Genomic DNA, 13,227 nt, shown 5'->3' on the forward strand with positions numbered 1-13,227 from the left:
TGAGCACCAAGCAGCCCATCCGCGGCCAACTCACAAACAACTGAGCACGCTGCGGTAACAGGTTTGCCGCCAGTTTCATCGCCACGGTCAGCATGGCAGCAATGTGATGCTGACAAAATTTGATGGTTCTAACAGCACGCGATCCAGCCAGCAGCACTCGCTTGATCGCAGGGGATAGTGCGGCTTCCGCCATGGCGCGGCACCCCAATGCCTGAGCTGACCGAGCTGACTATGGCCTGCACCTGCAGCCGCCATAGTCATGCCGCTTAGCTTGAAGTAAGCCGAAAAAAATGCAAATCAGAAAATAAGCCGCTTTTTTAAAAAAATGCGCTTACCCCTAAATTTTTATGGAGCAATCCACTTTGAAACAGAAAATCAAGCTGTCAACTTCTCAGAAAATGACTGAGCAGCCCCCCCACACCACAGCAACAGCGCTGGCCGGCGCCAACCACAACATTGCGGCACCACAGCCGCTGCGTCCGGCCTCGAGCAAGGCCAAGCCCAGCCTGCTCGCCGAGGTCGACACCGTGCCAGTAGCCGCGACTGGCAGCGCTGCCAGCGCAGCGCCAGTCACCGTCGCCGCACCCAATGCACCAGTGTTCCGCCTGCTCGATAACAAAGGCAAGCAAACCGGTCAAATTAAAAATGGCGATCGCACCGACGACGACACGACTATGATGATGGGCAACGCCAAGCCCGGCGACACCATCGCCATCTATGACCATGGCCGCCAGATCGCCAGCGTCAACGTCAAGGCCAACGGTTCCTGGACTTATGTGCCCACGCTCGACGATGGCGCGCACAGCCTTTCCATCGTCGTCAGCGGCCCTGGCCGCGCCACTGGTGCAGCGAGCGAAGCCGTCAGCTTCACCATCGCCACCAAAGAAGCCTCAGCGATTGCGCCACCCGTCTTCGAGATAGTCGACAATCTGGGCCAAGCAATCGAAGCCAACGGCTATGCTGGCTCAAACCAGCCGCAATTGAGCTATACCGATCCAGCACTGGCCAAGCACACTATCAACGTTTATCTTGACGGCAAGCTGATCGGCTCAACCGATGTCGATGAAACCGGCTTCTGGTCTTACTCGCCCAACTTCGAACTCGACGCAGGCCAACACAGCCTCAGCGTGAGCGCCAGTTACGAAGCGCATGTCAGCGCAGCGAGCGCGCCGTTCCTGTTTACCGTTGACATCACGGCACCAAAGCTGCCCGAATTTCATGTCAGCAACGCTGCCAGTGAAGTCATCGCCAATGGCGCGACCATCGACACCCTGCGCCCTACGCTGTCAGGCAGCGGCGAAGCCGGCAACATCATCTATGTCTTCGGCAATAGTGGTGAACTCGGTACTGCTGAGGTCGATCAATTCGGCAACTGGAAGCTTGATCTCGCCACCGATCTTGAGCTCGGTGTCAATGATCTGACCGTGTATGCCATGGATGCTGCCATGAATTCCAGCGCGGCAAACTCGCTGAGCTTTACCATCGTCGACAGCCTCGCAGCTGTCATTGAACCTGTCGTTGAACCTGTCGTTGAACCTGTCGTTGAACCAGTGACAGAGCCGGTCATTGCGCCTGTCACCGAAGCAGTCGTCGTTGCCGGTGCACCGGACAAACCGACATTTTTCGTCTACGACAATGAGGGTGCTTACAGCAATGCTGGTCATTTTGGCATACTCTTTGACGATGGACTGACCGATGACAATACGCCGGAAATTTTTGGCCAAACCGAGGCACCAGCCGGTAGCCTGGTCACCATCTACAACAAGGGCGAGGTAATCGCCATCACCCGTGTTGAGCCCAATGGAAACTGGAACTATAAACAAATCACCGCGCTGGACGATGGCCAATACCAACTGAGCGTCACTATCACCGATCTGGAAAACCGTGTCAGCCCTCACAGTGACATCATGCCCATGACGATAGACACGCAGGCACCAGAGAAATTAAGCGACATCCTCATCACTGATGGCGTCGGCTACCAATACGGCGGAATCGCCCAAAACGCTAGCAGCGACGACGCACGACCAACTTTGTCCGGCCGCGGCACACCTGGCGACATCATATCTATTTTTGAACTCTTTTACCCTAGCACACCTGGCAATGGCACACCTGGCGACATCATATCTATTCCTGGACTCCAGGACCCTGGCACATCTCTCGCCCATGCCAAACCCGGTGCCGATGGTAATCCCTTGCCCAGAAAAGTATTTGTCGCCAATACCGAAGTCGATGCCGATGGCAATTGGTCGGTGCGTGTCGACAAGCTGGCCGATGGCGCACACCGTCTGGTAGCCGAAGCCACCGATGCCGCCGGCAATAACAGCGTACAGAGCGAGGAACTGCATTTCACGACCGACACCACGTATGACGTCCACCCTATCGTGGCAGGCAAACCAAACTTCAACGCCCCCGACTGGTTCGCCAATGGCACCACCAATCTTGTGCGCCCACAATTTTCCGGAACCGGCAAGCCAGGCGAGCAAATCACCCTGATCGGCAATGCCGGTATCGCGCTCGGCACGGCCGAAGTCAATCCGCAAGGCATCTGGTCGCTGACCATCAGCGCCGATCTGCTCTCGGGTGTACAACGCCTGAGTCTGCGCGCCGTCGATGCCGATAACAATGTGACTATCCATGCCAATGCCCTGTCCTTCGTCAGTGACTTTGAAGCACCAGAGCAGCCCTACTTTCAGATCAATGACACCGTTGGCGAGATTCAGGGCGGCTTGCTCGACCACGCGAGCACCGATGATCCGCGTCCACTGCTGAACGGCTTCGGCGAACCGGGCGGGCGCGTTGACATCTATGACAATGGTGATTTCCTCGGGCAAGCCACGGTGACACCCGAACGCGTATGGTCGTTCCAACCGCTGACTGATCTGGCCGATGGCAAACACGATCTCACCATCAGCATCACCGATCTGGCCGGCAATGTCAGCGAGATGAGTCGGCCGCACAGTATCACGATCGACCCAACACCGGCCATCGTCGAACCGGCACCAGTGCTGGACGCAAGCCAAGCCTTCCATGTTGTCAATGCCGCCGGAGTAGAAATACTCAACGCCGACACCAGCACCGTGAAGCAGGTCAATCTGTCGGGCAACGCGATAGCCGGCGCCACCATCTCCATCTATCACAACGGTACCTGGATCGCCTCGGTGCCAGTCGACGCACAAGGCACCTGGTCGCTGCCAAATAATCTACAGCTTGAGGACGGGGCGCACATTTTGTCAGCCAGCGTTACCGCCCCCGGCAGCGCCGTCAGCACCCCGCTCGGCGAACTCGACTTCAATATCAGCGCTAACTTACAAGCTGGTTTTGCCGTAGGCGGCGCGCACATCGATGGCTTCAGTGCGCATCCTACGCTCTCAGGCTACGGCATACGCGGCGACAAAATCACTGTCTACACCCAGGATGGTCAAGCACTGGGCGAAGCCATAGTCGGCCGTGACGGCAGCTGGACGCTGACCACAACGGTCGCCGTGGCACAAGGCTATCAAAGCTTGAGAGTGCGCGCCACCACCGCGGACGGCGAACCGCGCGAGGTTCCTTACCACCATAGTTTTGTGAGTGTCGTGGTCGATACGATCGCGCCGGGCAAATCTAGCATCGCGCTGCAGCCAAGCGATAGTCATGACGGTGATGCCGAGAGCACGCTTAACTCGCGTCCTACCCTTTGGGGTAGCACTACTGAAGGCGCGCCGCGCGATAGCTCGCTGTACACCGCCACCATCTACGATCAGCAGGGTGGCATTCTGGGCCAGAGCGAGGTTGACGGGGATGGTACGTGGTTCTTCCAACCGAGCGCAGATCTGCCAGAAGGCACGCACGCTCTGACCGTAATCATTCGCGATCAAGCCGGCCATGTCAGCGAAATCAGCGATGTGCTGAACTTGAGCATATTGCCGGGCGCAAGCGCGAGCAAACCAATCGAGACGGACGACAGCGCGCTGGTGTCCACCGCCTGGCTGATCAATGGCATGAGCAACACGGCCCGGCCTACCCTGTCCGGCGCTGGCATCAGCGGCGACAAAATTGTCATCTACGACCAAAGTGGCATAGAACTCGGCCGCACCAGCGTCGGCGAGAATCAGCGCTGGACCTTCACGTTCGATCACAACCTGGCTGAAACCAGCCATACGCTGAGCATCGTTGCTCTCGACAGCAACAATGACTACCGCGCCATCGAAGATCTGCTGTTTACCATTGATACCGAGCGGCCGGATCAGCCTTACTTCAGTGTGTCCATCGATGAGGGAGCGGGAGGCAGCGTCGGCGTGCTGAGAGGGGACAGCACCGAAGACCGCCAACCCATCCTGCACGGACGAGAAGGCCGCAGCGGCAATGATGTCCATAGCATGATCATCATGGACAACGGCAAGCAAATCGGCAGCAGCCTGGTTGATCCAGACGGCAGTTGGTCTTTCACGCCGAGCGAAGATCTGAGCCTAGGCTCACACCGCTTCACAGTGATCGCGGTCGATCTGGCTGGCAATCATAGTCTGGCCAGCACGGCCAAAGAGTTCAGCATCGTCGATAGCGATGCCACACAGTCAGCGCGCACCAGTATGGAAAACAGCGAGCAAGATCTGCTGAGCCAACTGTTGCACATGGCCAGTCAGCCCACAGAAGCGCCATCTGACACCGTACTCGCGCAGTCCGATCTGCTGGCTCAAGGCGCTATCGATCTGCTGCCACCGTACCAAGCAGTCGACCACGTTGCGCCAGCCACGGCAGAAATGGCCGCGGCAATGACACATTATCAGTCGATGACACTGATCGATGAGTTGCAGTTACAGCAGGATCTCAGCTTGTCTCTGTAAACCATTGCCGACGTGTTAACAACACCCGGCATGCAACAAGCCGGAGGCGTCAGCGCCTCCGGCACAAATCAGCAACACACCAAGCCGCCTGCCGATGCAGGCGAACTAATACAAGATTTTTATAGGATTTTTATGATGCACTCCACCTTAGCACGCCAACCATGGCGCCCGGTTTCTTCGGTCAGCGTCTTGCTGGCAGCCTTAGTGTTATCCGCCTGCGGCGGCGGCACGGATAGCCCGGCCGTCAATGCCGACGCGCGCAGCGGCTTGATCGGCGCAAGCGATGAACTACACACCGCCTCACCGCAACCAGACGACACGTCCACGCCCGTCATCGCCGCCGACGGCGCGGTACCGGCCTCGGCCCCGGCCGCATCCGCCACACCGAGTTTCACCCGGATCAGTCGCCAGGCACAGCCGCCAGGTCTGAGCTTTATCTCCATGATGCCTAAGCTGCCCAAACCAGGTAACGCCGTAATCATCAATGGCAGCGGTTTTTCCACCGGCATCAAATTATTCTGGGGCGAAACCGAATTGCCGGTGACCTATGTTTCTGGCAACCGCATTACCTCCAAAATACCGGCTAATACACCAGGCGGCACGTTCGCACTGCGCTTGCAGCGCGAAGATGGCGCAACGGTTAACGGCCCCTATGTCGGACCACCGGTAGCACCGAAAGTCAGCGCGATGAGCCATGCCAAGGCTCAGGTCGGACAAGCCGTGCGCATCACCGGCGAGCGCATGTATCTGGTCGAACGCATCAGCATGGGCGAGCAAACCGCAACGATACAAAAACGCAGTAATACGGAAGTGGAATTCCTGGTACCGACCGGCGCCGCCAGCGGCTCGGTCGTCCTGCACCATCGCCGCGACGATGGTATGGGCAGCGCTACCGATTCTTTCTCGGCCGGCATACTCACCGTAGAAAACCTCGCCGCCAGTCTGCAATTAGGCGATATCGATCTGGCGCAAAGCTATATGCACTCGGTTAACCAACCCCAGCTCAGCCCCTATCTGCGGATTGTTCCTGGCCGTGCCATGATGATACGTGTGCGCTTCAAAGAAGGCAGCGTCAACTCAGAAACCAAACCGGACGTACGCCTGACTGTCAAAAAAGGCGATGCATCGAAAGGCACACAACAGCAAATGACCGTGCGCATGAATGGCCCAGCAACCGGCAGCCCTGAAATTCCCGCTCATGGTGCCAGCCTCGAGAGCAGCCACAGCTATGTCATTGCGGCCGAATGGGTGCAACAGGGCTTCGAGTTTTCCATCGAAGCCAAAGACTTGCGCACCCCAGATAAAATCGAACGCTTTGCTTACGTGCCCGCTCCCGGCGTTCTTGGTCTGGCAACGTATAAGAAAGTGCATTTTATCCCACTCAAAAGCAATGGTAATCCGACGATGACAGCGGCGACGATGGAAAACTTGAAAAAGGAAATTCGCCAAGCCTTCCCGCTCAGTGAAATCGATTTTGTCACGGAAAAATCCGACCCTCTCGCCTCGCTGTACGCAGCGCAGCATGATGATGTAAAAGCTGTCTACCGCATCAATCAAATCCGCGAAGCATCGAATCCGAAAAGCTACGATTTGTATTACGGAATTAAGACCAACTACAACATTAGCTCTGGGAGGGCATTCTTTGGCGGCAACGCTGCCGTCGGTGGCCACGGCCGCGGTGTGACGCTGCATGAACTTGGCCATACTATGGGGCTGCACGACCTGTATAACCAAGAGTACTGGTATCCATACACAAATGCCAGCGCAAGCTCACCAGCTGATATGTCTCAGATCACAGCCGCAACACCGCTTTACCCTATCTGGCTGGGGCCAGACGCGTTCATCAGCGCAGCGACTGGGAAAAATAATTATCCTCTGGGACCCACTGGAACCGGTTGGATTATGCGCTCGCTGGATAACTGGCAATTCCAACGCAGCGATGGCGGCGGCCGCGACCTGATGGATAGCGGTTCGAATTTGGATAGTTTTTCCGATTATTCATTTGCCGCGATGTATGCGCATCTGGAACGCACCTCACCGCTTAGCGCCAAGCCAGTTGGACATTCGCAAGAAGTCGTCAGCCCCGTCATTCATGTAACGGGTACCATCGACAGCACGCAATCGCGCAGTCGATTGTCGCCGCTCATGCGCAAACTCGGCACGCCTGACACCTATGCCGTCTCACCCGTCGTGGCGGCCAAAAAGAACGATGTCATGCTGGAAGTGCAAACCAATCAGGGCGTCTACCTGTATCCATTGACGATACAAAAACCGACACATAGCAAAGCCACCGATGATGCGTATTTTTCAGCCACCATTACCGCCATCGACCAGATCAAATCGATACAACTTGTTCGCGGCAACAACAAGCTGGCAACGGTGGGCGCACAAGCCGCGCCGCTGGCAAGAAATGCCCTGCCAGTGCCAGTATTGGCAGGTGCCAAAACAAGCTCATGGGGCAGCTACCACATCGACGGCAAGCAAATGACGCTGAACTGGGATGCCAAACGCTGGCCATGGATGAGCCTGACAAAAATCACCGATCAAGGTATTCAAGCCGTGGCGGTGATGGAAACCGGCGGGGTGTTCCAGACCGAATGGAGCGCCGATGCACGCAGCATGACGATCGGCCTGAGCGACGGTATCAACACTAAAATAGAAGAAGTGCAATTCTGAGCAGCGCCATAAACTGAGGCGTACTTTCGGGCCAATCTTTTCCACCCCGCCTTCTATTTTGAAGTGCGGGGTTTTTTTAGGGGTTCGGCGCGGCCAGTTACCCTGAACTGGCCTTGCCGTTGGCACCCTGTTCCAGCCAGTCGACGAATTGTCCGCCAGCCTTGTAGATACGGAATACTGCCCCATAGCTATCGTAGCGGCTATTGACTTGGTTGACCTGGTTGGCATAATTATCGCTCTCGGCCGAAAGCACGTCGAGCAGGCTGCGCTTACCAAGGTAATACCATTGTTCAAAAAATGCCTTGCGCACGGCGGTGGTTTCTCGCGTCAGGGCAGCATAAGAGCGCTGCCGTTCGGTCTGGGTTTGATTATCTTGATGAGCGGCGCGGACCATGAATTCCTGATCGAGCAAAATCTGCTCGCGCCGCTCGCGACTCGCGCCAGCGCGCAGCTTGGCGGCCGCCACCGAGGCCGAGCTCGCACCACCGTCGAAGCCAACCCAGCTGAGCGTCAGCTTGGTATTCCACGGTTGTGAGCGGCCGTAAACGTCATCGCCGAAAGCCTTGTTAAAAACCCAGTTAAGCTGCGGCTTGGCAGCGGCGCGCAGCGCATCGGCCGAGGCATCAGCGGCAGCGGCTTCATGGCCGGCCTGCAGCACCAGCGGATTGCTGTTGGTCCGCGCCAACACCTCGCTCAGCTGCGGGGCCTGCGGCTCGCTGTCGGCCGGGCCGAGCATTTTGGCATAGTCGGCACCACTGAGCTTGCGTAGATTGAGCTCGGCTTCGCGCACCTTGGTGGCATAATTATCCCGCCCGATTTCGGCTTGCAGCAGCTTGGCTTTCGACTGTATCAGTTCGCTCAGACGACCGCGATCGGCCTTGACGATTTCTTCCATCATGGCCACCAAAGCGCGCATGCGCTCGACATAGGCAACGCTGATATCGGTCAAAATTTGGGCGCGGCGTAGCTCAAGCACGCTACCGGCCACTTCATAGGCCGATTCTTCGAGCGCGCTACGGTAACGTTGGCGCGCCGCGTTTTCGGCGTGGTTACGGCTTTTCTCAGTTTGGTCGATGCGGCCCCAGTCAAATACGGGAATGACGGCACTCATGCTGAGCTGCGCCACGGCATCGGGCATTTCGGCCTCGGGCGAGCCACCGAAGCGGGCCTCGGGACTGGCGGCATTAATTTCTAATTTTGGCCAGCGTTGCCCCTTGACCGCGGCCACATCAGACTGCGCCGCATACCATTCCGCCTGATATTGCCGTATGCTGGGATTATGCAGCATGGCGGTCTGGACTATCGGCACCAAGTGCGGCAAGCCAGAGCGGCCGGCCGGGTCGCCGGCAGCGTCATCACCGACCCAGCGCTCGAGCACAACGGCGAATTCGTCGCCAGCACCGCTGCGCAGCCGGACTGCCGGTTCGCTTGGCAGCGCGTCAGCGCCGTCGGCCGAGGCAAGCTTCTGTCTGGCACTCCCGTGTAATCCGGCGAATGTCGAGTTCGCCGATGGCAGCAGCTCATGCATCATTGTGATGCGGCCATGAGCCGGTTGTAGCAGAAACAACAGCAGACCAGCGCAGCACAGCAGCGGGGGTAGCGCTTGTGGGGGCAGATTTTTTTTCAACATGGTCGAATTACTCATAGCATTTTGTTCTGACGGGTCTATCCGTATCACCGTTCCCGGAACGCTTCGCGGGCTTTCAAAATCGGCTTGAGCAGATAGTCGAGTATCGTCTTCTCGCCAGTGCGAATTTCCACTGTCGCGGTCATGCCGGGAATAATGGGCAGCGATTTGCCGCCGGCTTCCAAGCTGCCGTGCTCAGTCAAGACCAACGCGCGGTAATAGGTTTCATCTTCAGCGCCGGCGACGCGTTGCTCATTATTGAAGGTGTCCGGACTGATGTGTTGTAAAGTACCTTTCAGTCCGCCGTAGACGCCATAGTCGTAGGCGCTGATTTTCACCGTCGCCGCCAAACCAGGTGTCAGGAAAGCAATGTCGCCCGGCTTGATCTTGGCTTCTACCAACAGCTGGTCTTCGAGCGGTATAATTTCCATGATCACTTCGCCAGGCTGGATCACCGCACCCAGACTACTGACCCGCACATTCTTGACGGTGCCACGTACCTGCGCCAGCACGGTGGCCTGGGTCACCATGTCGGCTTGGCCGACCACCCGTTCTTCAGTCTGGTCGAGTTCGGCTTCGGCGCGCCCAAGTTCCGTATTCGCATCGGCCTGAAAGCGGTTGCGTAATTCCGTCATCTGGGTGCGCAAATCATTGGCCTGCCTTTGCATGCGTAAAATTTCCACCTGTGAAATGAGTCCCCGTTCTGCCAGCGGCGTCGTCAACGTCAATTCATTCATCACCAATTCATAACTGTTTTGTACCGCAGCGATGCTTTGTTCCAGCGCCTGGCGGCGCGACTGATAGGACAGTGTTTGCTGCTGCACTACGGCTTTATGTTCCGCCACATCATCCGGAAACTGCAAAGGCTGGCGATACGCTTCGGCTTTGAGGCGCGCAATATCGGCCTTGAGGCTGATTTTTTTTGACAGCCCCTCGCGATAGGCGGCATTGGCGCGAGTCGGATCGATTTTGAGCAGAATCTCGCCCTTCTCGACCACTTGCCCTTCGCGCACTTTGAGATCGACCAGAATACCGCCGTCGACGCTTTGCACCACTTGTTCGCGGCTTTTAGAAATAATTTTAGCATTGCCGCGGGTAACTTCCTCGACCCGTGCAAAATACGCCCAGACCAAGCCAGACAGCATGACCAGCGCGACCAAATAGAGCACCAGGCTGCTGCTGGTCGGCGACTGCGCCATCATGGCATCTTGGATGTCATCGATGAAGGCGGCGTCGCCGGCGCGTAAGCCGGGGCGTTGCTCGGCGCGGCGCGCGGGCTGGCCGAGCGAGAATCTGAATTGACCGCGCCAAGCGCTGAAGGCAGTCCGAAGAGCGGCGATTTGACTGCTAATTTCCATCATGCTGCTTTCTTTGCCGGGGCAGCCAAAGCCGCCAACACTTCAGTCTTGAGTCCATCGGAGACTACCTTGCCATCGTCGATGACGATGATGCGCTCGACCAGCGCCAGCAGCGAGGGCCGATGGGTAACGATGAGCACGGTCTGCCCTTCGATCGAGCGCGCCAGATGCTCCATAAATTTGCTTTCGGTCTGGCTATCCATGGCACTGGTCGGCTCATCGAGCAGCAGCAGTTTGGGGCGACACAGCAGGCAACGCGCCAGCGCTACCAATTGGCGTTGTCCACCCGAGAGCGATTGTCCCATTTCACCGACTGGCAAGTTAATCCCGAGCGGATGTTTTCTGACCATCTGCTCCAGCCCGACCAGTTGCAGTACACGCATGATTTCTGCGGCGCTGGCCCCCGGATGGCCGATCGTGATGTTCTGCCGCAGGGTACCGTAAAACAGGCGACTGTCTTGACCAACATAGCCAACCGCACGGCGCCAGTCGGCCGGATCGACCTGAGCGGCGTCGATGCCGTCACATAACACCTTGCCTTCGACCGGCAAGTACAAACGCGCGATCAGGCGCAACAGCGTCGATTTACCGCTGCCGACGCGACCGAGCATGGCCACCCGTTCACCGCTGCGTATCTGCAAATTAATATCCTGCAAGATGGTCGGGGTGGGCTGGTTGCCTACCGCAGGATAAGCAAATTTCACTTCTTGCAGAGTGATCTGGCCAGTCAACTCTGGTTTGGGCAAATAATCCGTTTGCGGATCGCGGTCAATCGGCATTTCCATCAAGCGGTTCAGCGAAGTCAGAGCTGCCTTGGCTTGCTGAAATCGCACTGCCAGACCAACCACTTGCCCAAGCGGCGCAATGGCGCGGCTGGCCAGCATCACCGAGCCGATCAAGGCACCCTGAGTCAGGCTACCGTCCTTGATCAGATACACCCCAACGACAACCATAATGACGGTTTCAAATTGCTGCATGAAGGTGAAAAAATTGGTCGTCAAAGTCGACAAACGCTTCGATTTCATCGAGGTCGCCGACGACAATGCACTGTAACGCTCCCAACGCTGCTGCATAAAACCTTCGCCGCTGACGGCTTTGAGTGCTTCCATGCCGTCGATGGCTTCAATCAGCACGCCCTGCTTGAGCGAGGATTCCTGTAGATTTTCTTTCATGGCACGCGCCAGCGGCCATTGAATAATGACACTGACGATAATGATAATGGGAATCATCATCAAAGGAATCCAGCCCAACGGCCCACCGATCATAAAGATCACACCGACAAACAGTAAGGTGAAGGGCAGATCGGCAATCGAGGCGAGTGTCGCCGAGGTGGCAAAATCGCGCACCGATTCGAATTCGCGCAATTGGTTGGCAAAGGCACCAGTCGAAGCCGGTTTGTGTTCCATACGCACCGATAGTGCTTGTCGAAATAACATTGAGCCCATGATCAAATCGGCTTTTTTACCCGACAAATCGAGCAGATAGGCCCGTACGAAGCGCGCCAGAAATTCAAACAGCATCGCGCAAGATACGCCGATGGCCAGCGACCACAAGGTCACGAAGGCATTATTAGGCACCACGCGGTCATACACATTCATGGTAAAAAAGGTGCCCGATAAAGCCAGCAGATTGATCAGCAAGGTCGCCAGCGCGGCACTCAGATAGGCGCGCTTATAACGCCACAGGGTGCGCAGCAGCCAGTGGCCGGCTGCTTCCGGTTCGGGTTCACCGGCGCGGCCGTCAGCCATGGCCTGCGGCTTGACCAGAATGGCAAAGCCGGAATACGCTTGGTTCAGTTCGGCAATCGTCATCAGGGCCGGTGCATCGCCGAGTTCTGGCATCCACACGCGCGCCAAGGTTTCCCCCTCATCATTGCTATCAAAGCCGAGCAACATGCAGCCGCCATGATCCTTGCGCAGCAAAACTACCGGCAACAGTAGCGTCGGTAAAGCCAGTACTGCACGCTCGACAATGCCACCGGTCAAACCGGCATTGGCCAATGCTTGCAAGGCCAGCGATGGCGTAAACTTGCGACTTTTCGGCAGACCGGCACACAGCGCGGCTATACTGCGCGACAATTTATAGTGTCCACACAACCACGCCACGCAGCGTAACAAACTGTCGGAATCTGACAGCGCATCATGGTCGGCATGGATGCTCGCCTCGAGTTGTTCACTTGTTTCAAGTTCTGTCGTCGGCGCTTTCGCGCGGTTCAATTCACTCATCATTCTTCCTTACTGCCAGTCGGTACACTACTGACTGGAATTCCGCCAAAGTAAGTACACTGGCGATAACAATTCGCTCGCACCTGCGCCTCAATTGCCTGCACTGGCAGCAACTTTTGAGGGCGGGCGGCGGGATAGTGATGCATCCGGAATCAGGCAAGGCTGCGATGCCGGCATAAAAAAATTCAAGCAAGCAATACATCGCCCGTATCAGACAATCACCGGAGATATCAGCAAGATGGCTATGCGTTTGCTAGAAAATGGCGCAATACATTGAGTATAGGCATAATTATAAAGGAGGCGAATCACACAATCGATATGACAAGTATGAATTGAATTTCAAATTAATAAGACTTGTATCAAAATATTCTCAAACCATTTTTATCCAGCCGATTCGGATCAGAGAAACCGCGCTACAACATCCAACAACTTAATGGATCCTCGCAAGCGACGATGGAAAAGCCTCTGGAAGGGGTTTGCATCCCCTCCCATCGCGTCGCTCCTTCGTCGCTCACCGG

General features: G+C 56.7%; 5 protein-coding genes. 2 read left to right on the forward strand and 3 right to left on the reverse strand.

What is annotated here, in order from left to right; translation table 11 throughout:
• Nucleotides 1-398 precede the first annotated feature (398 nt).
• Nucleotides 399-4,823, forward strand: coding sequence for an Ig-like domain-containing protein (locus QN359_RS12810; protein WP_322247426.1), 4,425 nt, complete (start codon nt 399-401; stop codon nt 4,821-4,823).
• Between the two features lie 135 nt (nt 4,824-4,958).
• Complete coding sequence (locus QN359_RS12815; protein ID WP_322247425.1) at nt 4,959-7,499, forward strand: IPT/TIG domain-containing protein; 2,541 nt, start codon at nt 4,959-4,961, stop codon at nt 7,497-7,499.
• A 97-nt stretch (nt 7,500-7,596) separates the two neighbouring features.
• On the opposite strand, the gene QN359_RS12820 is transcribed toward QN359_RS12815, so the two are convergent.
• Genes QN359_RS12820 through QN359_RS12830 form a run of 3 tightly spaced genes read right to left on the reverse strand, consistent with a single transcriptional unit; the run spans nt 7,597 to nt 12,709 of the window.
• Nucleotides 7,597-9,144: a TolC family protein gene (locus QN359_RS12820; RefSeq protein WP_322247424.1), complete on the reverse strand. Its 1,548-nt coding sequence runs from the start codon at nt 9,142-9,144 to the stop codon at nt 7,597-7,599.
• Nucleotides 9,145-9,173: 29 nt separating this feature from the next.
• Nucleotides 9,174-10,487: an HlyD family type I secretion periplasmic adaptor subunit gene (locus QN359_RS12825; RefSeq protein WP_322247423.1), complete on the reverse strand. Its 1,314-nt coding sequence runs from the start codon at nt 10,485-10,487 to the stop codon at nt 9,174-9,176.
• Nucleotides 10,484-12,709, reverse strand: coding sequence for a type I secretion system permease/ATPase (locus QN359_RS12830; RefSeq protein WP_322247422.1), 2,226 nt, complete (start codon nt 12,707-12,709; stop codon nt 10,484-10,486). Before QN359_RS12830 ends, QN359_RS12825 begins: the two co-directional genes overlap by 4 nt.
• Nucleotides 12,710-13,227: the final 518 nt, after the last annotated feature.

Origin of the sequence: Undibacterium sp. 5I2 (assembly GCF_035019605.1) — a bacterium.
GTDB lineage: Bacteria > Pseudomonadota > Gammaproteobacteria > Burkholderiales > Burkholderiaceae_D > Undibacterium.

Coding starts and splice junctions, on each gene's coding strand:
- QN359_RS12815 (WP_322247425.1), top strand. CDS start 4,959: ATGCACTCCACCTTAGCACGCCAACCATGGCGCCCGGTTTCTTCGGTC.
- QN359_RS12825 (WP_322247423.1), bottom strand. CDS start 10,487: ATGATGGAAATTAGCAGTCAAATCGCCGCTCTTCGGACTGCCTTCAGC.
- QN359_RS12830 (WP_322247422.1), bottom strand. CDS start 12,709: ATGAGTGAATTGAACCGCGCGAAAGCGCCGACGACAGAACTTGAAACA.
- QN359_RS12810 (WP_322247426.1), top strand. CDS start 399: ATGACTGAGCAGCCCCCCCACACCACAGCAACAGCGCTGGCCGGCGCC.
- QN359_RS12820 (WP_322247424.1), bottom strand. CDS start 9,144: ATGAGTAATTCGACCATGTTGAAAAAAAATCTGCCCCCACAAGCGCTA.